This is a genomic window from Streptomyces sp. NPDC043746, from assembly GCF_056436485.1.
Map to the genome: position 1 here is coordinate 1 of NZ_JBWKCM010000051.1, position 24,101 is coordinate 24,101.

Annotated in this window: 16 protein-coding genes and 1 pseudogene; 8 read left to right on the forward strand and 9 right to left on the reverse strand. The window is 70.3% G+C overall.

Annotated features, from left to right (window positions below; translation table 11 throughout):
* The 3 genes and pseudogenes from AC0682_RS30565 to AC0682_RS30575 all read left to right on the forward strand — a co-directional run.
* A pseudogene (locus tag AC0682_RS30565) lies at positions 1-224 on the forward strand (hypothetical protein); the annotation flags it as partial.
* An 11-nt stretch (positions 225-235) separates the two neighbouring features.
* Positions 236-982, forward strand: coding sequence for a hypothetical protein (locus AC0682_RS30570; RefSeq protein WP_478536447.1), 747 nt, complete (start codon positions 236-238; stop codon positions 980-982).
* Positions 983-1,098: 116 nt separating this feature from the next.
* Positions 1,099-2,781, forward strand: coding sequence for an ISAzo13 family transposase (locus tag AC0682_RS30575; protein WP_478536448.1), 1,683 nt, complete (start codon positions 1,099-1,101; stop codon positions 2,779-2,781).
* 294 nt (positions 2,782-3,075) lie between these two features.
* Here the strand turns inward: AC0682_RS30575 and AC0682_RS30580 are convergent, their stop codons facing one another.
* From AC0682_RS30580 to AC0682_RS30605, 6 genes are all read right to left on the reverse strand, one after another.
* On the reverse strand, positions 3,076-10,311 hold the full coding sequence (locus AC0682_RS30580; protein ID WP_478536449.1) for a LamG domain-containing protein: 7,236 nt from the start codon (positions 10,309-10,311) through the stop codon (positions 3,076-3,078).
* Between the two features lie 314 nt (positions 10,312-10,625).
* Positions 10,626-10,976, reverse strand: coding sequence for a hypothetical protein (locus tag AC0682_RS30585; protein ID WP_478536450.1), 351 nt, complete (start codon positions 10,974-10,976; stop codon positions 10,626-10,628).
* 171 nt (positions 10,977-11,147) lie between these two features.
* On the reverse strand, positions 11,148-11,441 hold the full coding sequence (locus AC0682_RS30590) for a hypothetical protein (RefSeq protein ID WP_478536451.1): 294 nt from the start codon (positions 11,439-11,441) through the stop codon (positions 11,148-11,150).
* A gap of 457 nt (positions 11,442-11,898) precedes the next feature.
* Positions 11,899-12,096, reverse strand: a complete 198-nt coding sequence (locus tag AC0682_RS30595) for a hypothetical protein (protein ID WP_478536452.1) — start codon at positions 12,094-12,096, stop codon at positions 11,899-11,901.
* Between the two features lie 16 nt (positions 12,097-12,112).
* Positions 12,113-12,541: a hypothetical protein gene (locus AC0682_RS30600; protein ID WP_478536453.1), complete on the reverse strand. Its 429-nt coding sequence runs from the start codon at positions 12,539-12,541 to the stop codon at positions 12,113-12,115.
* A gap of 12 nt (positions 12,542-12,553) precedes the next feature.
* Positions 12,554-12,862, reverse strand: a complete 309-nt coding sequence (locus AC0682_RS30605; protein WP_478536455.1) for a hypothetical protein — start codon at positions 12,860-12,862, stop codon at positions 12,554-12,556.
* A gap of 295 nt (positions 12,863-13,157) precedes the next feature.
* On the opposite strand from AC0682_RS30605, the gene AC0682_RS30610 reads away from it, so the two are divergent.
* The 5 genes from AC0682_RS30610 to AC0682_RS30630 all read left to right on the forward strand — a co-directional run bounded on the left by AC0682_RS30610 (position 13,158) and on the right by AC0682_RS30630 (position 18,586).
* Positions 13,158-13,745 (forward strand): relaxase domain-containing protein, encoded by a 588-nt coding sequence (locus AC0682_RS30610; RefSeq protein ID WP_478536456.1) that lies wholly within the window; start codon positions 13,158-13,160, stop codon positions 13,743-13,745.
* Positions 13,636-14,886 carry a MobF family relaxase gene (gene mobF / locus AC0682_RS30615; RefSeq protein ID WP_478536457.1) on the forward strand — a complete coding sequence of 417 codons (1,251 nt, stop codon included), beginning with the start codon at positions 13,636-13,638 and terminating at the stop codon, positions 14,884-14,886. The genes AC0682_RS30610 and mobF overlap by 110 nt, the downstream gene beginning before the upstream one ends.
* A complete protein-coding gene (locus AC0682_RS30620; protein WP_478536458.1) occupies positions 14,883-15,116 on the forward strand; it encodes a hypothetical protein in 234 nt (77 codons plus the stop codon). Before mobF ends, AC0682_RS30620 begins: the two co-directional genes overlap by 4 nt.
* Positions 15,117-15,374: 258 nt before the next feature.
* On the forward strand, positions 15,375-15,806 hold the full coding sequence (locus tag AC0682_RS30625) for a hypothetical protein (RefSeq protein ID WP_478536460.1): 432 nt from the start codon (positions 15,375-15,377) through the stop codon (positions 15,804-15,806).
* Positions 15,803-18,586 carry a tetratricopeptide repeat protein gene (locus tag AC0682_RS30630; RefSeq protein WP_478536461.1) on the forward strand — a complete coding sequence of 928 codons (2,784 nt, stop codon included), beginning with the start codon at positions 15,803-15,805 and terminating at the stop codon, positions 18,584-18,586. Before AC0682_RS30625 ends, AC0682_RS30630 begins: the two co-directional genes overlap by 4 nt.
* Before the next feature lie 513 nt (positions 18,587-19,099).
* Here AC0682_RS30630 and AC0682_RS30635 read toward each other — a convergent pair.
* The 3 genes from AC0682_RS30635 to AC0682_RS30645 all read right to left on the reverse strand — a co-directional run bounded on the left by AC0682_RS30635 (position 19,100) and on the right by AC0682_RS30645 (position 23,598).
* Entirely contained in the window at positions 19,100-19,549 is a 450-nt protein-coding gene (locus AC0682_RS30635) for a hypothetical protein (protein ID WP_478536463.1), read from the reverse strand.
* A 1,074-nt stretch (positions 19,550-20,623) separates the two neighbouring features.
* A complete protein-coding gene (locus AC0682_RS30640) occupies positions 20,624-23,143 on the reverse strand; it encodes a helicase associated domain-containing protein (RefSeq protein WP_478536464.1) in 2,520 nt (839 codons plus the stop codon).
* Between the two features lie 65 nt (positions 23,144-23,208).
* Entirely contained in the window at positions 23,209-23,598 is a 390-nt protein-coding gene (locus AC0682_RS30645) for a hypothetical protein (protein ID WP_367445379.1), read from the reverse strand.
* Positions 23,599-24,101 lie beyond the last annotated feature (503 nt).

A 24,101-nucleotide genomic window follows, 5' to 3' on the forward strand; every position in this document is an offset into this window, starting at 1 on the left:
ATCGGGAAACCATCACGTCCGGTTCGGCGGGAGGCCGCGCGGAAAAGGACCTGCCTCAGCAGACACCTCGCCGCGCGGCCGACCCAACCGCCTGGCTGCACCAGTTCAAACGGCTCCGCACCCGCTACGAACGACGCGCCGATCTCCACCAGGGACTGCTCGAACTGGCCTGCACGATCATCTGTTTGCGACGCCTTCGAAAGGCTCTCCGCCCCCAGCAGTAGGATCCCGGCGCATGACGTCCCCTGTGCACGGCGACTCCGAGTCGCACCGTCAAGAACTTCCTGCCGAACCCGGCGCCGCCGAGGGCGACGAGACGCTGATCGACATGCTGTGTACTCGCGCGTGGGATCCGGGCCGACGGTTCGATACGGCACCAGTCCCACGCTCGTGGATCAAGGAACACTTCGGCCCGGAACATCTGGAGCACATTCGGAGCCGGACGGTCGGCTCCAGCAGCAACGGAATGATCGTGCTCAAGTCGCAAGCCGAGGAGGTGGCGGCCTACTTCGCTGACGCTCCGCGCGGACCGCTGTTTCCGCCGGTCACGCCATCTGAAGTTGAAGCCGCCGAGGACATCATCGGGCGTCCGCTGCCAACCCTTCTTCGGAGGATGTACACCGAAGTAGGCGACGGCGGCTTCGGGCCCGACGGCGGTCTGGCCTCGCTCACCGACGGTCGTCGTGCGCCGGGGGACCTGATCGACTGGCCCTGTTCGATCACCCGGCACGAACGCGACTGCGCGGCGGGGCTGCCCGGATCATGGCTGTACCTGGCGCCGGGCGGCTGCACAATGCAGTGGCATCTGTCATTGCTCGCAGTCGGCAACCCTGTGCTGCTCTACGACGCAGACGGCTGGGTGCCAAGCTGGGGCGAGGACCCCCATGACGGCCTGCGCCACGCGACCGGATCACTGCGGCAATGGGTGGGGACCTGGGCCAATGGCGGCGATGTCTGGGCCGAAGCACTCAGCCTCCCGTAACCGATACACAGAGCTGCACTCGGCTTCGCTCAGCAGCCTCGTCATTCTGAAACGATCAGTTAGGGCTTGCCGGGAAACAAGTCGTGGCTTCCAGCTGTGGGGCTCGTTGGTCTGGTATGGGGAGACCGGAAGGGATCGAGGCTGTTCTGGCGGCGAAGTTCCAGGTGTTGTTGCCACATCTGGACGAGTGTCAGCGTCGGCTGGCCATAGGGGCGGAAGTACTGTCGCTGGGGCATGGCGGCATCAGGATCGTCGCCGCTGCAGCCGGGGTCCGGGAGGCCACGGTCTCGCGTGGGGCGGCTGAACTGGACTTCGGTCAGGCCCCGTTGGGGCGGGTGCGCCATCCCGGTGGAGGGCGGAAGAAGGCGGCCGAGCTGGACTCTGGGCTGCGGCCGGCACTGCTGGCGCTGGTCGAGCCCGACGAGCGGGGCGACCCGATGTCGCCGCTGCGCTGGACGACGAAGTCGACCCGGAAGCTGTCGGCGGAGCTCACCCGCCAGGGGCACCGGGTCTCCGCCGACACCGTCGCCGGTCTGCTGCGGGAGGAAGGCTTCAGCCTGCAGGACAACGCCAAGACCATCGAAGGTGCCCAGCACCCCGACAGGGACGCCCAGTTCCGCTACCTCAACGAGCGGGCACGAGACCACAGGGACGTCGGTGACCCGGTGATCAGCGTGGACAGCAAGAAGAAGGAACTGATCGGCGATTACAGGAACGCCGGGCACGAATGGCAGCCTGCAGGACAACCCGTGAGGGTCAAGACGCACGACTTCCCCGGCCAGGCCGCCAAGGCGATTCCCTACGGAATCTACGACATGACGGCGAACACCGGCTGGGTCAGCATCGGCACCGATCACGACACGGCGGCGTTCGCCGTCGCCTCGATCCGCCGCTGGTGGCAGGCGGTCGGCCAACACGACTACCCCGGTGCCCGCCGGCTGCTGATCACCGCTGACGGTGGCGGCTCCAACGGCTACCGCACCCGGGGTTGGAAGACCCAGCTCGCCGATCTCGCCGCCGAGACCGGCCTTGAGATCACGGTGTGCCACCTTCCGCCCGGCACCTCGAAGTGGAACAGGATCGAGCACCGGCTGTTCTCCCACATCACCATGAACTGGCGAGGCAGGCCCCTGACCAGCCACGAAGTCATGCTCCAGACCATCGCCGCGACCACCAGCCGCACCGGCCTCACCGTCCGGGCCGAACTCGACAGCGGTGAGTACCCCACCGGCATCCGCATCAGCGACGACGAGATCGCCGCCCTGCCCATCACCCGCCACCGCTTCCACGGCGACTGGAACTACACCCTCCACCCCCAGCGCCCGACGGACACGGCGACCACCACCAGCACACAGGACGAGGCCCTGGCGGACGGACCGGCCCGCCTCACGCAGCGTTCGTTACAGGACCCGGAACTGACCGGGATGACCCGCCAGCAGCTCAACGAACTCATCGACATGCTGACTCCAGCGATGGAGGTTCAACGCGAGCAAGTGCTCCGCACCCGCAGGGGCCACGAACGCCTGGTGGCCCCTGGCACAGGCGCCAAACCCAAGCTCACCTCAGCCGACCGGGTCCTGGCCACCGTGCTCCACCTGCGGAAACTCGCGACCATGGACCTCCTGGGCCAGCTCTTCAACACCACCGCCATGACCATCAGCCGCGCAGCGAAAGACGTTCGCCCGCTCCTGGACGCCCACGGAGTTCACATCCCCGCCTCGACCGCCCGCTTCCGCACACCGACTGACATCGAGAGATTCCTCGACCTCGACAAGAACAAGATCAAACCGACGTGTTGATTCCCGGCAAGCCCTTACCACGCGTGTGCAACGGGAGCCGAGCTGGCCGGCTTCGCGCAGGAGACGTCCGACTTCGGCTGACCCAACGACAGCGGGGCAGGATGATCACCCTGCCCGGCCCCGCTGAGAGTTCCCGGTTGTTCAGGTGCCGCCCTCGGGGCTGCGGTTGGCGACCCAATCCGGATCGCGTACAGGCACGGGCACCGGGTGTCTCTTCGCCTGGGTACGGCTTGTGCCGCCGTCCGGCGGGAAGGGGTTCCTGTCGGACGGGGGGGCGCGGGGACGGTGGCCGGGTCAGGCGATAGTGAGGTCGTACGGGCCGGCGAGGGGGGTGTAGCCGTCGTTGGCCAGTAGCCACAGTTGGTAGCGGCCGGCGCCGAGGTGCTCGGAGTTGGGGAGGCCGACGGTGCCGTTGGCGTCAGGGGTGTACTGCCAGTGCAGGGAGCCGGAGTTGAGTGCGGCGTCGGGGACGAAGATGCCGACCCAGTTCTTGGACATGACCTGCTCCGGCGGGACGGTGTAGCCGACGCTTACCTGGGTGCCCCGGGGGGTGCTCGCGGGCAGGGTGAGGCCGGCGCGCGTGGGCTGCGTCGTGGTGGGTGCGGTCGGGGTGGTGGGCACGGGGACGGTGGCGGGGGCGGGCAGGATCAGTGGGTCGGTGGTGTCGGGGAGCTGGTGGTAGGCGGCGAGGCGGTCGACGATGGTGGCGGTGTGCGGGACGAGGGTGGGGAAGTGCGCCTGGATGGCGGCGGTGGTGGCGGCGGTCAGGTCGGCGAGGGAGCCGGTCGCGCCGGTCAGGTTGGGCTGGAGCTTGGTGAACAGCTGGTGGTCGCTGGCGAGGCCGAGCGCGCCGAGCGCCTGGGCGTAGCCGGTGGCGCCGCCGGAGCTGGTGTCCAGGACGCGGCTGATGTAGGTGACGCGGTGCAGGACGCGCCAGCACGGGGGCTTGCGGTCGCTCTGGCGGGCGCGGGCGAGTTCGCGGGCGTGCGCGCTCGTGTTGGTCTCCAGCCATTCGGGGTCGACGACCTTGCCGTAGAAGTCCTCGAAGTTGTCGCTGGAAGTGTCGAGGTAGAAGGTCATGAACCGGTAGGCGTCGACCCGGCCGGGCACCAGCACGGGCCGGTTCTTCGCGTCGTGGACCGGGTTGCCGGCGTCCTGCTTCTGCAGGTTGCTGCCGGGTTTGGCGGTGACCTCCAGGCTGAAGGTGCGGGTGGAGTCCTTGCTCTTGCGGCGGGTGAGGCTGTAGCCGCCGCCGAGGGTGATCTCGAAGCCGGCCTTGAAGCCGACGCCGCCGAACTCGAAGCCGTAGTCGTTGGTGTAGGTGGAGGTGCCGGAGAGGCTGTACTCGCCCGCGGTGGTCTGCACGACCTGGTCGGTGGTGCCGGTGACTTCGGAGAACAGGCCGCCGGCGGCGGTCCACACGTAGGTGTTGGCGATGTTGCGCTTGGCGGCGGAACGCTGGGCGGAGCGGGCTGCGGCGGGGTCGCCGGCCGCACCGCCGGCGGCCAGTCCGGTGCTTCCGGTGCCGCCCATCATGCCCTTGAGGACCTTGTCGGCGGCTGCGGCGATCGGGTCGGGGCCCTTCGGGTCGGAGCTCACCGTCTCGTAGAAGCCCTGGAGCTGCTGCTCCTCGCGCTGGATGCGGCGCTTGAGGGCGTACGCCTCGCGGGGCCGGTAGTAGCTGAATGCCTCGCCGCTTCCCGCTTTGGGGAAGTCCGGGTCGGGGAAGGGGTTCAGGGCGCCGGTGGAGGGGTCGGCGGCGTAGCCGATCAGGCCGTCGAGGGTGCCCTGCTTGGTGTACTGGGGGTTGATGGGGAAGGGGATGATGTTCCAGTCGGTGGGGATGTCGGGGTTGGGGACCATCCGGTAGGCGACCAGGGCGCCGTTGTGCTTGAGGCGCAGCGCGTACTGGTCGGCGGTGTCGGACTGGACGAACGCGAAGCCGGTGTTGGCGGGTACCCAGCGGCGGCCGACGGTCGGGTTGATCTGCTTCTTGGCGTCGTCGGGCTCCCAGTACCCGCTGAGCGAGACCTCGCTGGTGCGTGTGGTGGTGGTGCCCTGGGTGATCTGGGTCTCGCTGCTCCAGCCCTTGCTCTCCTTGATGTCGCCGCTGATGCCGAGGTTCATCGACATCGCGGCGGCGCGCTTGGCGGTGCCCGCGCCGAGGGGGGCGGCGACGATGTAGGTGTCGTCGCCGTAGGAGGAGTTGATGAAGAACTTCGCGGAGGCGTCGAAGCTGTTCTTGCTCTCTCCGGAGAGGGTGTTGGTGACGGTGTTGGCCTGGACGAACTTGACCGAGGAGGCGTCCTTGAAGTCCTCGCCGGCGCTCTTGACCAGGTTCTCCGAGGGGACGGGCGGTGCGCCTTCTAGGTAGCCGACCAGTTGCGGGGCGAACTGGGCCTGGCCGACCCAGGCGGTGGCGAGGTCGCCGACCTTGTAGCCGGTGGTCAGCGTCCAGGCGCCGTCCCGGATCGCGGAGTAGGCGCGCTTCATCACGCCGAAGCGCAGTCCCTCGCTGTCGGTCTGCAGGTCGGCGTACTCGCCGGCCTGCGGGGTGGCGCTGATCAGGCTCTGGAAGACGGTGCGGGCACCGGTCAGCGCGGAGCGGACCTGGGCGCTGTCGTCGCTGATCGGTGCGTGCGAGATCGCCACGCCGGGAGCGGAGTTGGACGGGTAGAGGTGGCAGCCGGCCGGTCCGGCGTCGGTGACGGTGGCGCCGGGCTTCGCGGAGTCCGGGTCGATCGGGTAGTAGGCGAGCAGGTCCTGCTGGCTGCCGCGCAGGCGGGTGAACATGTTGTCGAGGATCTGCTCCTGGGTACGGCAGGTCCGCCAGATCCGCAGCTCGTCCAGGCCGCCGCCCAGCAGGTTGGCCCAGCTGCCGTCGTCGCGCTGCATCGCGCCGGCGGTGACCTGCGGCTTGCCGAGGACCCCGAGCATGCTGTTCGGAGCCGGCAGGGCCGTGGCGGACACGCCGTTGTGGTAAAGGGTGATCCGGTTGCCGTCAGGGTCGGGGGTGCGGACCCGGTTGGCGCCGCGGATCTGCGCCGGGTAGCTACCACAGGCGTCCGCGGTGACGGCGCCGGAGCGCTCGGGGAAGCGCCACCAGGCGACCAGGCCCTTGGCATCCGGGGCGATCGGCACGCCGATCTGGTCGGCCGGGCGGACGGCGTTCCAGATCCGCACCTCGGACAGGGTGCCACGCAGGCCGAAGGAGGTGGTGCGGACCCGGAACCGGCCGATCTCACCGTTGGCGTCGTTGCCGACCGGCTTGGCACCCCTGTACGTGAACGGGTCGTCGCCGACGAGCTTGCCGTCGATGTAGAAGCGGATCCCGACGAAGTTGTCCTTCTCCCCGCCGGGGCGGCGGGTGACGGCGACCTTGGTGAACTTGCCGCGCGGGACGGCAGTCCTGGACTTGTACGTATGCCGGGAGCCGGCCCGGCCGTCACCGGCCTCGAAGGTGAACGCCAACTGCCCGTCGGAGTCGATGTAGAACGCGTACGGCACCGCGTCGTCCACGCCGGTCTCCAGCGCGCCCTTGGCGACCAAGCCCTGGGGTCTGCCGAACGCATCGACCTTGACGAACGCCTCGATCGTCAGGTCGTCGGTGAGGTCGAGCCCCTCGGGCCCGTCGGCGTCCAGGTAGCCGGTGCCGTCCAGGGACAGTGCCCAGTCCTGCCGGAAGGTCGCCGCCACGTGCGACCAGTCCGCGAGCGGGAACGCCGCCTGGCTGACCACGGCCTGGGAGCCCATCACGGCCGCGACGCGGAAACTCCACGGCGCGGAAGCCTCGACGGTGAACGCCCCGTTCGGGACGGCGTCGTAGCCGTGCCCGGAGCGGTCGGTGAGATCGCTGTCAGCGAAGGTCCAGTACGCCAGCAGGTCCCGCTCCCGGCCGGTCAGGCGCCGCTTGGCCATCGCCTTGATTTCCTGCGCGCTGCGGGCCCGCCCCCACACCCGGACCTCGTCGAACGCGGCGTTTCCGACCGCCAGAAGGGACTTCCCGGTCCCCTGGTAGGGCGTCGGGGCGGTGTCCTGGGCTACCTGCACACCGTCGCGGTACAGGGTGCGCCGACGGGTGGCTGCCTCGTAGACCGCGCTCCAGCAGTGCCAGCCCAGATCGTCCTGCCCGCCGAACAGCATGTCCGACTCGCTGGGGCCCCATCCGAAGCACGCCCGGTTGTCAGGCAGTACGACGAACGTCAACGCGGTTGACCCCAGCCCGTCCGCGTTGTGCATGAGGGGTGAGACCACTGCGCCCGCGTCCCGGCGGACCCAGGCTTCCAGGGTGAAGTCCCGCCCGGCCAGCGGGATCCGGCCGCTGACCTCGGCCTGGCCTGCGCCCCGGATGGCGCTGGTCTCCGACGCCTCCTCAAGGGCCAGCGAGTACGGGAGCTGCCCGGCGTTGGCGTGCCAGACCCGGCTGTAGTCGTTGACGGACAAAGGGTTGACCCACGCCTCGACCGACACGTCCCCCTCCGGGGAGACCTTCGGCCACTGGGCCTGCGGCAGCGTCAGGTGCTGATCGTTGCTGCCGAAGGTCAGCGCCCGGCCGGGCGCGTCACCGCGCCAGCGCGGCAGCAGCGGCTGAGCACCGTCGGCGGCCCGCCCGTCGGCGACCTTCTCGCCGGGGGAGACCCCGGAGGTGGTGACGCCCACGATCCGCGAACCCGCGCTCAGCGAGGCGCCCGGCACGCTGCAGGTCGCCCGCCCGTAGTCGTACAGCGCCCCGTACACGTCGGTACCGGCGGTGCCGGCGAGTCCGCCCGTAGTCAGCGTGATCGTCTTGCCGCCGGCCGCGACCGCGGCCTTGACCGTCCGCAGCCGCCCCCCGACCGTGACGACCGTGCCCTGCGGCAGGCTCCGCGCCAGCGGTTCGGCGAGGTCCACCGCCGTGTCCTGGGCGGTGGTGACCTTGCCCAGCAGCGCTCCCTGCACCCGACGTCCGCCAAGCACCCGGGCGAAGTCCGCGGCCGCGCGCGGCACGTCGGGGAAACGTTCGGTGCCCGCCGCCGCCGACACCACCTCGACCGTGCACAGAGAGGCCGAGGTGCCGGGCGAGACGGTAAGCGAGAAGTCCCCCGTCCTGGCGCCGGGGTCGCGCGACACCAGGCTGAGAGCACCAACACCGGCGGCCAGCCGGCGGGTGGCCCGGGAGACGGTGGTGGGATAGTAGACGGAGAAGAACTGCCCGTCGACGCCCGCGTAGTAGAGCACCACGTCGCCGTTGGCGCTGTCCAGCAGGGACGGCGCGCGGTTCGTCCAAGCGAAGGTCAGCAGCGCCCCGTAGGCGCTCAGCCCGGCCCGATCGACGGCTATCCTCGGCATCGGAAGCACCACGTCCGCGCCGCCTCGCATGCCGCCCGACAGCGCCGCCAGGTCCGCCTCGGCCGCCGCCACCTCCGCCCGGTCCTGGCCCAGGCGGGCCTGAGCGGCGAACATCTCCGGCAGCGTCCGCACCAACCGGTCGCGCTGGGCCCGACGGAAGCCCATGTTCCAGATCGAGTTGAGGTAGTTCAAGGTGGCCGGCAGGTCGTCGGCGAGCTTCCAGTCCGCGCCCAGCTGGGCCCGGGCCGCGTTGACCTTGGCCTCGGCGGCGGCCAGCAGGTCGAGGTCCTTCGTCGGCTCCGGCACACCGATCGGATCGAGCACCACTTCCCGCGGCAAGGCGGCCATCCGCCCGCCGCGGCCGAGCGCGAGGTCGATCGTGCACAGGTGGTTGCGGCCGGCGGCACTGCCCTGCGGAGGCGGCCCGGAGGTGGCGCAGGCCAGCAGCACCCGGGCCTGACGCTTCTCGGTGGCAACGGTGCCGTAGCCGGAGGACTGCTGCTCCTGCTGGTAGTAGAGGCTGGCGGCCAGGCCGCCGACCACCTCGCGGCCCTTTATGGAGAACAGGTCACGGGACAGGCCGGGGCCGTCGCCGACGGGAGCCTCGGAAGTGGTCCAGGCAACGCCGTTGACGGCGGCGTCCCGGCGCCGGTCGACCATGTTGGCGGCGACCAGGCCCGCCCCCTCGTCCAGGCGCAGGTAGGTGACCAGGCCGGATTCGGTGCCCAGCAGGCGGCGGCCGCGGTCGGCGAGGTCGGCGGCGGTGCGGACCCGGTTCCAGACCCGCACCTCATCGATGTCACCGACGAGACCAGTTGCGGGGTCCCAGGTCCCCTGCCGGCCCAGCAGCTGTGCGGAGGCGGGGACCGGGGCGGTGGAAACGGTGGTGCGCGCGGCCTCGACTCCGTCGACGTACAGCACCGCCTCCGTGCCGTTGACAACCAGCGCCAGGTGAGCGAACACGCCCGCAGTGAGGGCGAGGCTGCTGGTCAGCTGCCAGCCCTGGGAGGCCCCCGCGGCGTAGGGCTGGTACTGCCCGTTGATGCCGAGACGGAATCCGGTGGGGGCGCTCTCGTCGAGGGAGGCCAGCACCGTGCCGCCCGGCGCGGTGGGCCTCACCCAGACCTCGAAGGTGGCCCCCCCGCTCGCTGCGGGCATGGCGTCGACGGCGATCCGCACCTCGGGGCAGACGTTCGGGTAGAACTGCAGCGCGGTGCCGGCCCGGTCGGTGGTGGCGGGGACGGCGACCAGCGGCCGCCCAGTGTTGGGGTCGGTGCCGGGTTCGCGTTCCAGCACCGACCTGCGGAACTTCGGGTCGGGGCTGGTCCACAGCTGGGTGCCGGCGACGTCGAACAGGCCGTCGTCGGTGCGCTCGCAGTTGAGCGACTCGATCCACCGTCCGGCGGCGTTGTTGACGAACAGCTGCCAGCGCGAGACGCCCTCGACCTCGGTCGGCAGGAGCATCACCGCGAAGCCGCCGCCGGTCAGCCGTGGCACGAACGACAGCTTGATGGTCGGCTCGTAGAACTGCTTGCCGTCCATGTCGCGGGTGCCAAGCGTGTCGGAACCGCTCGCAGCCGGCGTGTACTTGCTGCGCGAGCGCTGGTAGCGGGCCTCCACCACCGGCTTCAGCTTCGAGCCGACCAGCACGAACCGGTCACACAACAGCGAGGCGTCCGCAGCCGCCACCTTCACCCCGCCCGCCAGCACGTAGTCACTGCGGGCGGCGTCGCCCGACAGCGCATTCCCGGCCGTCCGGTACACCGCATCACCGTGCCCGGAGGCGATCGACTGCCGGAACACCAGGACGTACCGGCCGTCCGAGACCACCTGGATCGGCACCGCCTCGGTCAGCCGCGCCGTCGTGGACAGGAACGGGTCCGTCTCCGCCCCGAACAGCTCCTGCGGCCGCACCTCCGCCGTACCGCCGGCCTTCACCACCGGCATGCCGTACACGACGGGCGCGTCCGCGAACGGGTCGACGAACTCGGTGGGAAACGGCAGCGGCGCCGGCTCCGCGTTCCAGTACGCCGCGTCCAGCTCGCCCTTGGCCGCCGACGCCTGCTCCATGTCGAGCACGCTGTAGTAGATCCGGCGCCTGTCGTCCATGGCGAACGCCACGGTCGTCCCGTTGTGGCGCACCATCGCCGTCGATACATACGTCCGGTCCCGGTACGACCTCACCAGTGCCTTGTCCCGCAAAATCCCCACCCTTGCGCACAGCGGCCCGGCACAACGCCGCGGCCGGTCTCCGTCGAATGGCACGTACACGCCCCCGAGCGGGGCGCCCGAACCCACGGCATCTGAATCACCAGGACACCGCAGCGGCACTGCACGTCAGACCCCGCCGGCACCCCCCTTGAGGCCGACCCGGGCGGCTGCTCACGACGCGGGCAGCACGGCCGAAAGAGCCGACCGCGCTGCGCATCCTATGCAGCAACACCCACCTGAATAAGGAGATTCATCCTTTCGGCCACCCTGCCGAATTAGGCGGGCCATACATCCCTGCGCCGTGATCAGCGCAAACCTCTCACGGACATGCCGACGGTCCTGGAGACTGGCGTAATACCGATGTGTGAACGGGGGCATCGGATGAGGTCGCTCGCCTCGGCACCGGGCTCGTACGCGCCGGCCACGGCGCCTGCGGCGCACCCGATCTCGGCGCTGGCCTGCGAGAGCGCGTCCAGCATGTGCCGTGCGGAGTTCGAGGGGATGTGCTCGAAGACCTCCAAGATCCGGTACAGGCCCTCAGGGCCGTAGAGGCGGCCCTTCTTCGCGCGGCGCATCTTCGCAGCGGCTTCCTCGACCGAGTCGGCGGTGGCGAAGTTGGTGATCTCCGCGACGCGGGGTGCTCCGGCTCGGTGCACCGGGCGAGGACCTGATAGAGCCCTCGCTGCTCGAGCGGCCGTACTCCCCCGACGCCGGGTGCCCTGTCCGCGCTCCTCCGGATTGCCAGCAGGCGTGTAGCCGTCGAAGACATGGTGCGTCACCAGATTCCGGATCCGCTTCAGCTCCGTCATCCGCACTGCCGTCGGTGGTCACGCGGAATCTCCCTGATCGGTGCGGGTGCGGTGGGCGGCCCAGTCCGGATCGCGTACGGGCACCGGAGCGTCGGTGGCCGGGGTGCGCATGATGCGCCAGCTGGTGCGCGGCGCGGTGACGGCGTGGGCCAGGACGACGACGGTCTGACGGCCGACGCCGCCCAGGGCCCCCGCTCCGGTGAAGCGGACCTGATCGGCCGCCCAGTTGCCCAGCCGCTGCCATGGGCGCAGCCGCCCGGGCAGATAGCCGGCCGCGAGCGCGGCGGCCGCGATGACGACGGCGTCCACCATCAGGACCACCGCATCCCGATTGCGGACAGCAGTTCCATCCGCTTCGGCGTCAGCGTCGCTGCCCGGGAGCGCGACCGTGCTCAGCCCCTGCTTGCCAACTTCTTCGCGATGTCCCTTGACCGCCCACTCGGCTCGCGAGTGCCCCGGCCGGTCGCCTGGCTCGCCGCGGAGCTGCCGGAGGCGATCTGGATGACCGACGCCGACGTCGTCACCTGGCTCACGACCCGCAGCACCCCAGAAACTGACCGAGCAGGGTCCCGACCCCCGAGAGGGTGTCCGCCAGCACGGCGGGCGTCCCACGGGGCTGGTAAACGGAAGGCCCGTTGTCGGACCCGGTCCGTAGCCTGGTGCAAAGCCCCTTGGGCTGCGCCCGGAAGTCGGGCCTTGGATCACGGGAAGCGGGACCCAACGCTTGCGGGGTGGGACAGCCGGGTCGGGAACAGCGCTTCCGCAGGGTTCAGCTGCGGCTGTTCAGCGGAAGGTCGGGGATGCAGGCGAGCAGGGCCCGGACCTCCTCCGTCGATGCGCCGGTGCGCGTTTCGAAGTCCACCTCGTCGGCGGTCTCCAGCGCCTCGCTCATGAGCGAGACCACGAGGAAGAACTCTTCCCGGGACATGGTGACGTTGATCTCGGGTCCGTTGTCCTCCACCTGCATGGCGGGTTTCCTTTCTCTATTCCTCACGGAAGTTCTTGGTGAAGTACCCATATCCCTCCTTGGGGGCGAAAACGGTATCCTCATCCCGGGATTTCGGGTTCCGGATCACGATGACACCCTTGCGCCAGTAGGCGCTGCGCCCGTTGCCCGCGACGCGGCGCTCGCCGAAGAGGACCACGCCCTCGATCATCGCGGCGAACTGCTTGCGGGTCCTGATGCCCGGGAAATCGCCCTGCTCCACCTGCTCCCAGAACGGGTGCGTCGGCACGGTGATGCTCAGTTCCAGCAGCTCAGCCCGGAAGTGTGCCACTTCCGCGTGCTGCTCCTCGGTATAGCCGGGGCTGTCCGGTTTCGCGGACAGGAAGCTGGAGTGCAGCTGCTTCTCCGCCTCCCAGCCGGGCAAGGGCTCCGCCGACCAAGGCCGGTAGCGCAGGTTGCTTCCCATCGCCTTAGCTGCTCATGGGCCGGTGAGGATCAGGTGGGTGCCGATGCGGCGCCAGATGACGTGCGGTGTGCCAGGACGGACCTCGGTCCCGTACTCGAACGTGGCGCGTCCTGCGGGGCCGGTGCCCATGGACCAGGTGAGTTCGTAGACGCCCGGGGCACGCCGTACGCCCTTGATCCGTAAGCCGGGGCGGAATGGGCGGCCGGTGCGCAGGTCGGGGACGAAGGCGTTCAGGACGACGCGGCGGAAGCGTCGGCGCTGGGCGGGGGTGAGGTGCTGGAGGTCGGCGGTGAAGCGGGGGAGGGTCTCGAAGGTGGGCATGGTGGTCTCCTCCGGGCAGCACGACGAAGCCCCCGGCGGTTGCCGGGGGCTGCTGTAGGCGGTGCTCGTTGGTGGCGCTCGTTCCTTGGCGCGTGGTGGTGCTCAGTGGTGCTGGATGGTGTTGTTCGGGTCGTGGTGTGAGGGCTGCCGGAGAGCGATGACATTCGCGTCCGGCCCGGCGCCGCTTCCCGCCCGGCGGGCGCCCGAGAAGAAAGTCGGGCCGTTGTTCCCGCCTGGCGGGACGCGCTGCTGACTGGCCTCCTCTTGCAGGTCAGAGCCGTGTGGCGTGGTCTGCATGACAGTGGATATCAGGGTGATTCGGGCCGGTCAGATGTACCGCTACTACCTCCGCGAGACCGTTGTCGGTGACGGCCGCCGCCCGGCCCGCACGCCGCTGCGCGCCGCCCAGGAGCAGGCCGGTGTCCCGGTCGGGCGATGGATGGGCCGCGGCTTGGCCGTGCTCGGACTCGCGCTGGGTGAGGAGGTCACCGAGGCGCAGCTGCGGAACCTGTTCGACGAGCGCGGCCGCCATCCGTACGCGGACCGGATCGAGGCCGACCGGCTCGCCGCGGGCGACTCCCCGAAGAAGGCGTATCGGGCCGGCGCTCTCGGACGCCGGGTGACGGTGACCGGGGTCGACTTCGTGTTCCGGCCGCAGCCGACGATCTACCTCCTGTGGGCGTTCAGGGATGAGGAGACCCGTCTGGTGATCGAGGCCGCGCACGAGCGGGCGATCGAGCGGGTGCTGGAGGTGGATCGAGGACGAGGTCGCGGTGATCCGGTACGGCACGGACGGCATCTACCGGGTCCGGCCGCCCGGCGGCCTGGTCGCCGCCCGCTTCCGCCACTACGAGGCTCGCTCCGGGCGGCCCTTGCTCCATGACCATCTGCTGCTGTCCGTGAAGGGGCAGCGCGTGGACGGGAAGTGGGGCTCTATCCACACCACGGCTCTGCACGAGAACACCGTGGCCGCATCCGCGCTCTACAACGAGCTGGTGGCCGCGGAGGTCTGCGAGGCGCTGGGGCTGGCGACCGAGCCGCGCATCTTCACTCCGGGGCGCCGGCCGGTGATGGAGATTGCCGGGATACCGCACGAGCTGATCCGCTGGACCTCCCGGCGCAGTGACCAGATCGCCGCCTGTCTGGCCGAGCTGGAGCACGAGTACGTCACCGCCGTCGACGACGACGGCGAGCCGCGGTTCCTGCCCGTGGTCTCCGAGCGGGCCCGCGCCAAGATGAACCAGATCGCCGCCCGCAAGACCCGCCCGCCCAAGCAGAATACCCAGCCGCTCGCGCAGCTGCGCGCCTGGTGGAAGGTGAGCGCGATCCTCACCTCCAAGGTCGCCGCCGACGTCATCAACTCCCTCTTCGAGCACGCCCGCGCCGCGGCCGCCGCGATCCGGGCCCGCTTCGCCGCCGTGGTCGACGTCGCCCTGGCGGCCATCGACGTCACCGCGACCGTGTTCGTGATGAACGACGGCGGCCACTTCCACCGCCGACACCTGCTCGCCGAAGCCCGCCGCCACCTCGCCCTCGTCCTGCGCGGCCGCCGCCGCGACCCCGGCCTGGACGACCAAGTCGTGGCCGCCGCCATCTCCACCCACTGCCTGGACACCACCGAGCCGAAGACCGTACGAGGCCTGGAGGCCGGCTACCGCCTCTACACCGCCCGGTGGTCCCTGTCCGATCTCCCCGCCCGACGCCGACCCCCGGCCCTGCGCCGGACCCGGACCGGCAACCCCCAGCCGACCCCGGCGAGCCAGCCTCGCTCCGGCCCTCGGGCCAGGATGCGGGGGAGTGGGAGATCCCTCGCATCCCGCTCCAGTACGAGCGCGCCGTCCTCGCCGGCGCGGTGCTCCGCGAGAAGCTGCGCACCACCGCCACCACCGTGCGGAGCCGGGCGTACGACGTCGTCGTCCACCAGCAGGCGGCGATGCCCGAGCAACTGCTCGCGCCCGAGCCGGCCGACCCCGAGCACGACGACCAGGAGCCGGAGGTCGGTCGCGGGGAGGCGATCGACATGACGGCGCTGCGGGCCTTGCGGAAGTCGCGCACGGACGTGGAAGCCCTCGATCTCACCGCCGACCGACTGCGCCACATCCAGGAGGCGGCTACCAAGATGGTCAACGAATCCCGCGCCCGCGCGGACGGCCACACCGCACAGGCCGACGCCGACGGGGTGCGCCCGGACGACCACCAGGCGCACCGGCCACAGCAACCCGGACCGCACCGCGGCCGGGAGGCAGGCCACTGAGTGAGCCTCCGTCAACTTGAATTCGCAGGTCAAAGGGCTGGTGTTACGGCCCTCGGGGTGCTCATGCTGGCCGTCGGCGGAAGTCCACGGCGAAGGTCATCCGTCAGCGCTTGACTTCGAGGCTATGCACGTATCTCCCGCGGCACAGTCTCGTCCGAGCGGCGGGAGCGGGAGTGCCTGTGCTGTGGGGAGTCGTTTGTCCGGGAGTTGGGGTGGGGAAGTGCAGTTCAGGTACGTACGGGGGAGAGGGGGCGGGGAATGCTGACCGAATCGCTGTTGGCGCTGGCCGCGGCGGGTGGGACCGCTGTCGCGCAGGCTGCCGGTACGGAGGCGTGGGGGACCGTGAGCGAGGGCGTGGCCCGCATGTTCCGAAGGCGTTCGGGGCGTGGCAGTGAGGACGAGGTGCTGCGCGACTTGGAGGGAACGGCGCTGGTCCGGGCGGCGGACGACGCGGAGGGAAGCCGCCGTCAGGCGAGTCTGTGGCAGCGGCACTTCGCCGCCCTGCTCAGCGAGGCCGACGACCAGGTCCGACAGCAGGCGGAGACGGAGCTGAGGCATCTGATCTCCCTGGTTCCTGGGGTGGCGGATCGGTATCAGGTGCTGAACATCCACGGCAATACTTACGACAAGTCGCCCCAGCAGTACGGCAGCCATAACCACCAGCAGTTCCACTACGGCTCCGATACGTGAGCCGGGGCCCAGACGCCCTGGACGGTTCCCGCGGACACCGGAGGGGCGGCACGCACCTGACCGGGAACACCTACCGCAACAGCGCCCAGCAGCTCGGGGACGGCAACCTGCAGTTCATCACCTGGAATCTCCCCCGGGAGGGCAGAGCCCAGGTGGTGGGGCGGATGCCCGACGTCGGCCGCTGGATCGACCGGGAGGACGAGATCCGGCAGGTGCTGGCCCGGCTGGATCCTGGTCGCAGCGCCCCGGGACCGGTAGTCGTCCACGGGCCGGCGGGTGTGGGCAAGACGCTGCTGGCCCGGGCGGTGGCGCAGGAGGCGAGGCGGGCCGGGCGCCGCTGGTTCAGCAGCGAGCTGTTCATCGACGTGGACAACCGGCCCGGTGACGCGGGTACGCCCGGCGATGCGCTGAGCCGGGCCGTGCGCATGCTGGCGGTGGCCCTGCACCGGTCCGTGCCCGGGGCGGGGACACTCGACGAGCAGCAGGAGCTGTACGGCCACTATCTGCTCGAGCACGCCGAGCAGCACGGCAAGCCGCTGCTGGTCATCGTGGACGGGGCCACCGCTGCCGAACAGGTCATGCCATTTCTGCCGCCCGGCGGCACCGGTCGGCTTTTGGTCACCAGCCGCCGCCAGCTGACCGAACTGCTCGATGAGCACGCGGCGTTCCAGCCGCTCGACCGCCTCACCCCCGCCGACGCCGTCGCGCTCCTGCGATCCGTCGTCGAGCACGCGCTCGGCAGGGACCGGCGGGTCGCCGACGAACCTGAGGCCGCGCAGGCGGTGGCCGAGATGTGCGACCGCCTGCCGTTCGCCCTCATGCGGGCGGCACACCTTCTTGTCACCCACCCGGGCATGTCCCTCGACGGCCTCCGCGACCGACTGGCCGACACCTCGGGCCGACTCGCCGAACTGAGCATGGGGGACCGGAGCGTACGTTCCATCCTGGACGAGTCCTACCGGCTGCTCTCGACGCCTGCGCGGGAGATGCTCCGGCTGCTGCCCCTCCACCCCGGGCCCGACATCGGCGTCCACGCCGCCGCCGCACTCGCGGGGGTCTCGCCGGCCACGGCCGACGACCGGTTGAGCGAACTGCACGGCTTGCGCTTCCTGGAACGCAGCACCGGCTATAACGGTTACCGTTTCGAATCCCTGGTGCTGCTCCACGCCCAGGGGCTCTGCCAGGAGGTCACGACCGAAGAGCAGGAAGCCGCGTTCACCCGGCTCATGGACCACTACGACGTGACGGTGGAGGCCGCCGTCAAACGTCTGCCCGGTGACCCGTACCGCTCTCCCCGACCGTACCCAGCGTTGTATACGCGGTGCCCGGCACCGCACTCCGCCGCCCGCGCGAACAAGGGCATCAAGACCACCGCCTCCGCGCTCGCCTGGCTGGACGCCGAGCGGCCGAATCTGGTGGCCGCCGTAATCCGCTCCCTGGACCATGCCTCCTCGCAGGACCGTGCCGTCTCCCTGGCGTCCTGGCTCACGCCCTACTTCGACCTGCGCAAGCTGTGGTACGACTGGCTCCTCTCCCATAAGGCGGCGGTCCACGCGGCGGAGCGTCTCGGCCTTGCGGAGAGCCGCAGCCATCTGCTACGGGAGATCGGCAGGGCATACCACCAACAAGGTTTACTCGAACAGGCTTTGCTTTACTACCGGAAGGCGGCGGACGTACCCGTCGGGCAGAGCCATCGCGTGGTGGAGACTATCTCTCTGATGTACCGGGCGCTGAGCGAGCTCGACCAGCCCGGGCGACAGAGCGACGGTGGCGTCGCCGCGCTGAGACTCGTCCTGAAAGAGTGCGAGCTGCCTGTGAGCGCCCGGCACGCCTCCAAGGCATGGAGCGGCATCGCGGCGATCCTCGACAACCTCGGCGTCGTCGAGGCCCGCCGTGGGGACGAACAGCGGGCCCTGGCCTGCCACGAGCGGGCCGTCGAGCTCGGCAGGCGTGCCAGGGACAGGGCCAGCGAGGGCCGGTCGCTGCTGCACGTCGGAAATGCCCAGTTGCGGAGCGGCGATCCGTCGGCCGCTCGCGACTCTTACCGGCAGGCGCTCCGTGTGATCCCCGCCGAGGACCTGTTCGGACTGGGGCAGGCCGCGTACAACTTGGGGATCGCCTGGGCCGCATCGGGTGACGTCCGCGAGACGCGTCACTGGCTGGGAGCCGCCGCCCAGTACTTCTCCGAGGTCCAGCCGGACACGGCGCAGCACCGGGCGCGGCAGATGGACCAGCGCGCCCAGGAGGCGCACCGACGCATCCGGCGTCTCGTCCGCCGCCGCGCCTCGCTGCGGCGCATCCCGCTGAAGCCACTGAGCCCGCTAGCCGCCCTGCCGCCGGCGGCTGCGCTGCTCCTGGATGACGACGCCTCCCCGGGCACCCCCGCCAGTCTCGCCGTCGGGCACCTGTTTCCGGACGGCCGCACCGCCTCGCACGGCCTGGTCCCCCTGTCGCCCGCGGACGACGCCGCTCTCGCCGCCCTCCCGGTCGGCACCGCTGCCGACGCAACCGGCCTCGTCACCTCGCCGCTGCCCGTTGACGCAGCCGAGGAACAGCCCCCACCCCCACCCCCACCCTCTCCACCGCCCAGGGGCACATACTCCGGCGCGGGCGGCGGCGGCCACCCCTCGTCCGCCGCCGCGAGCGACGAAGGCTCCTTCTACACCAGCTCCAGCAGCTACGACTCCTCGTCCGACAACTACGGCTCGCCCAGCAGCTACGACTCCTCGTCCGACAGTGGCGGGAGCAGCACGTCCGGCTACGGCGACGAGTCCTACTAGGTCTGGCTCTGTCGGACGATCTACTCCGCGGACAGCCGCCCACGACCAGCGCGAGTACTTCGAGAGCCGGTCACACCAGACCGCTGAACTGCATCTTCAGGTTGGCGGAGGCTCAGTGGACCCGATGGCGCGCACCCGGTGCGGTGGTGCGCACCGACGACGCCCGGCTCCACTCCACCGAGTGGAGCCCACCGGGTGGAAGTGGACGCCATCGACGGGAGTGGGGCCGCGCATCCACCCGGTGCGTTTCTCCTTGACCTCGGCTCAGGTCAAGGAGAAACGCACCGCCTCCACTGTCTCCACCCGCGCCCACTCCACCGGACCGTCTCCACCCGGTGCGCCCCACTCCCGCGCGTCGGCCGCACCGGTGCGCGCACCGCCCACCGAACGGAGGCGCGCCGGATGGACGGTGGTGCGCATCGTGGTGCGCACCGGATGGACTCGGTGCGTACCGGATGGGCGCTCCACCGCACCGGTGCGCTTCCATCCGGTGCGGGGGTGGGGTTGGTGCGGTCAGCGGTGCGCACCGGGTGCGGAGTGCACCGCGTGCGCCAGCGCCAGGTGCTCGTCGCGCATCGCCTCCAGGGTGGCGCAGGTGTCTCCGTGGTCGTCGGGGTCGGGGATGACGTTCTCGACGAAGCGGATGATGCTGCGGGCGATGCCGGGCACCGCCGTGGTGGCGGAGTCGCGCGCCCAGTCCCGCAGCGCGGACAGCAGGACGCACCCGACCTCGTCCAGCACGAAGGAGTCCGCGCACAGGTCGTTGGCCTCCTCGTCGACGGACGTGACGGGCCAGATGATGTCCTCGGCCAGCCGCAGCAGGACGAACGCCAGCTCCGGGGTCGCCTCCACCCGACCAGCGGTGTAGGTACCGCCGCCCGTCTGCAGCGCCAGGAGGTAGTCGAAGCCCTGCTCCACCTGCTGGGGCGTCAGCGGCGTACGGGTCGGGATCAGGTACGGCATGAACCTCTCCTCACGATGACCGCCGTGCGACTCACGGCGTCGTCCCAGCAGGGTCGGGCCGCCAGCCTGTGGACAGAGGCCAGAAATTCTCCCTCCGAGCCGAAACCGGCGAATCGGGTCTGCAAGGGCCAAACCGGGCCCCCTTGTCCAGGGTGGTCGGGCCGACCACGAACCCGACCGCACTCCCTCGTCCAGCTCTGCTACCGCCCCGCCTACCGTCGTGTTTCTCCTTGACCTGGCCACGGTTAGACCGCGGACAAGGGGGTCCCCTGCACGCTGCTCCCTCGATCCCCGCCCACCAGGGCGGCCCGAAGCGAAGGAGCCACTGCGATGACCACGCACCGACCCCCGGCAGGCGCCCGGCGCGCCCGCCCCGACCACGGGCCCGACCAGCAGCGGGCAAGCCGACCCGGCCTCCTGCGGTGCGCACTTGGGAGGCCACTGTGGAACCCACTTTGGTGCCTGGCACCGAGCCGAACGGAGAAAGCCCAGGTCAGCACGCAAATACGGCCGCGCACCGCGTTGTCACTACCCTCTTATCTACTCCTGAACTCTGAAGTGATGTCCGTAGAGGAGGAGATCATCGGGTTCCGGGGCCGGGGGCCCTTGGCGGCCGGGCGCGGCCGGCGCTCGGCAGGTGGCCGCGCGTGCCAGACGACGGGGAAGGAGCGCAGCTGATGGCGGGGAAGCGTGAGGAGAACCCGGCGGGGTCGTCGAACAAGCTGCGCGGTGACGTGCTGCGCGTGCTGGGCGTGCTGAAGGTCGCGACGGTCGAACAGATCCAGCAGATCTCAGCCCCGCACCTGAGCTACCGGCACACCGACAAGCCGACCCCGTCGAAGCGGAAGCAGGCTCGCACCGCCGCGCACACCGGGGCGCTGTCCGATCTGCGCAAGCACGGCCTGGCGGAGAACGGCGGGCAGCTCCCGGGCGGGGACAGGCTGCGCAACCTCACCCCGATGGGATTGAAGGCTGCGGCTCGCGAGCTGGGGCGGCCGGTGGGGGAGATGGGCGACCCGGCCCCCGGCCCCGGGCTTCCGTGCTGCGCATGTCAGCCGTCTCAGTTGCCGGCGACTACGTCCACCGCATGCCGATGGCGGACAGCTGCTCGATCCGTTCCGGCGTCAGGGTCGCGGCCCGGCTGCGCTGGTTCCCGATCCAGGCGCCCAGCTTGTGTTCCCGCTCCTCCTGGTCTTCGCCGACGATCCGCTCGACGTGCTTCCGGGGGACCTGGAGGTGTCCCTCGCGCTGGTAGAACTGCTTGGCGGCCTGGTAGTTCATGGCCCATTTGTCGGCCTGCGTGCGGCGCTTGGGCTTCTCGTCCTCGGTGGCGGGCTCGATCCCGAGGACTTGCTCGCACATCCACTGCTGCACGGTCGTGAGCTGGTCCCAGCCGAGCCGGACCGACTGCACCCACCGCCCGAGATCCTCGCCCTGGCGCACGACGTCGCCCGTCTCGGTGGGCAGCGCCTTACCGGCGTCCAGATGCATCCGGACCAGGTGGAAGCAGCGCTGCCACGTCACCGGCCAGCTCGGGCACCAGGACGCGTCGATCTCCTCCAGCTGATCGCGCCGCATCTCCGACAGGGCCCCGGCCGACGACTCCACCGGCAGACCCTCCGCACGCCGCTGCTCATTCTCGGCAGCCTTCCGGGCGGCGGCCCGCGCGTTCTTCAGAAAGATACCCACCTTCGCGCCCTGGTAGGTGGCGTCCAGCGGGGCCAGGAGGTGGCCGTGTTCGACGGCCCACCCGCGCGCGGCGGACAGGCCCTCTTCCCACGCGACGTCGAAGTGGGACCAGATCATGCCGAGCTTCTCCAGCTGGGCGATGCGGTCCTCGTCCATGTCGCCGCGGGCGTAGAACCGGCGCGCGTCGGCGGTCCACTGCCCGAGCGGGAAGCCCGCGAGCGAGGCCGGCCACCCCTCGCCTTCCGCCTCCTGGTCGTCCACGGCGGGCACCCGGAACGTGAACGGGACGCGGAGGTCACCGTGCTCGCGGGCGTAGATGACGGCCGCCTCCACACCGCGCCGCCAGTGCTCGTGCTCCGGATTGAGGACCCGCAAGTTGATGAACGCGGCGAGCGCGGCCGGGTCGCGCGGCGTGGAGAACTTCAGCAAGGCCTTGGCAGGGGCGTTCACGCCCCCGGAGCCGTCGCCGCTCCCGCCCGTGCTCTTCCCGCTGTCGTCCTTGCTGACGGGCTTGTAGCGGCTCGGGGCCTGCTGCTCCGCAAGGCTCTCCACGATCCGCGCGTCGTGCGCCCGCAGCGCCTCCAGCAGCTTCGCCAACCCGCCGAACGCCCGGGAGGTCAGCATGTTGTCCGCCGTCTCGCCCGGCCCGAGCAGCACCGGCACCACGAGCGAGGCCACCTTGCCCTCGCCCGGCTGCATCCGAAGCGCCCGGCCCACGGCCTGGACCAGGTCGGGCATGGAGCCGCGGACGTCGGCCCAGTAGACGGAGTCGCAGTTCTTGGTGTCGACGCCCTCGCCCAAGACCTTCACCGAGCAGAGGAAGCACTTCTCCACGACGGTGCCGTCCGTGGCGATCCCGGCCGCGAACTCCCCGAGCAGCCGACGGCGGTGGAGCGGCTTGTGGTCGCCGCACAGCCAGTCCGCCCAGATCGTGGCCGGGTACAGCTCGGGGTCGGATGCGTGCAGTTGCGCGGCGACGTCCGGGAGGCCGGCCGCGAACGCTTCGGCCTCCTTCACGACGTGGTGGAACACGAGCGTGCGGCGGAAGTTCTCCTCGGAGGACGCCTTCACCAGGGCGGTCTGCAGAGCGGCGAGCCGGGCCCCGCGGACCTCTGCCGAGCGGCTTTCGGCGCCCAGGAGTTGCGCGGCCTGGAGGGCGGTGTCGGTGACGTCGACGCATACGACCTGGTAGGGGGCACAGATGCCCCGGTCGATGGCCTCCGAGAGGGTCAAGGTGAAGCAGCGGCTGCCGAAGGGGCCCTCGGGGTCGTCTTCCATGCTCGCGACCAGCTCGCCCGGTGCGCCGACCTCGTCCTCGTCCCCGAGCTGCCACAACCGGGGCGTGGCCGTCATGTAGAGGCGGCGCAGGGACGGGATCTTCTGGTTGTCGTGGACGACCGCCCACGGCTTCCCGATCCGGCCCGAAACGCGGTGGGCCTCGTCCACGACGATCAGGTCCCAAGCCGCGAGGCCCCCGGCGTGCGCGCGTTCCAGCGTGCCCAGACCGAGCGAGGCGTACGTGGCGTACACGGTCACCTTCTCCAGGCCCCGCGTCCACTCCACCAGCTCGTCCACGTCCGTGGTGTTGGGGAAGGACACCTCCTCACCCCGCAGCGAGGACACCCCGATCATCGGACCCCGGCGGCCCCCCTCACGCCACGCGGACTCGGTCTGGGCGAGCAGGTCCAGCGAGGGCACGAGCACCAGCACACGGCCTGCGTGGAGCTCCTCCGCGCTGCGGACCGCCACCCGGGTCTTCCCGGACCCGGTCGCCATGATCACCTGCGTTCGAAGCCCCCGCTCGGGCACAAGTGATCTTGCAGGCAATTCGAGGGCGCGCACGACCGCGTCAATGGCTTCTCGCTGGGCTGCCTCGCGCTGATCAGCGCGGTCTGTGCTCGACATATCGCCTGCCTTCTCCTAAATGATGAATTACACGGGATGCCTGCGGCGGGTGTGGGGTTGGGCGGTTAGGCGTCGGGGTCGACTTCGGGGTGCGTGAACTGCACTGTCTTGCCCAGTGACCGGGCGTAGGAGATTTCGGATCGAGTGCTGTCTCCGATGTAGTCGCCGACGACGAGGACCTCATCAGCGAGCCGGATCTTTGCCTGGTGCAGGCTGCCGAGTCGAACCTTCAGCGCCTCGGCCTCGATAGGATCGGACCAGAGTTCGGGCGGCGACTTCATGTCAATGCCCGGTTTGACGACGATCTTTCCGGCTTTGGTCTCCCGTAGATCGGCCTCATTCATTTCGGTCATGAAGCGGGTGGAGCCGCAGATCACGATGATAGGTGGGAGGTTTAACAGCTTCTTCGCGTCGGCGAGTTTCCCCTCGGGGGCGAGCGGTTGCGGATATGGCACTGGTTCCTCCTGGTGGCGTGATCCAAGGGTGCCGGATCGGTTCGGGTGGCGTGCTCTGAGTCCAGAGTCTATCTCCTCCTAAAAATGAAGCATACCGAAACTTGAGATTCCCCTAACGTGGCTGAAAGCTGTTAGCCTGCCTTATCGCAAGCCGATCCAGAGCCTTGATGGCCTCTCAGTTCACTTTCTTGTTCGAGTGACAGGCCCCCGCGTTGCCTCTCATCCGCCCCCCTCCCTGCTGCTAGCCGCTTGTGGCGTCAGCCCTGCGGGTGGGCCGCGCGGAGCGTGGCACGCCTTACCCACACCCCGAGTTGGGGGCGCGCCCCCAGTGGCTGGAGCGCAGCGGAGGCCACGGGCCGGCCGGAGGCCGGCCCCGGGGGGGACCGAGGGGGGGCCCGCCTTCTGTTTGTTGTTGGGTGTGGGGGGGGTTTTCCCCCGCAGTTGGGGGGGGGGGGCCGGCTCCCTTCCCCTGAGGGGGGGGGGGGGGGGGGGGTAGAGGAACC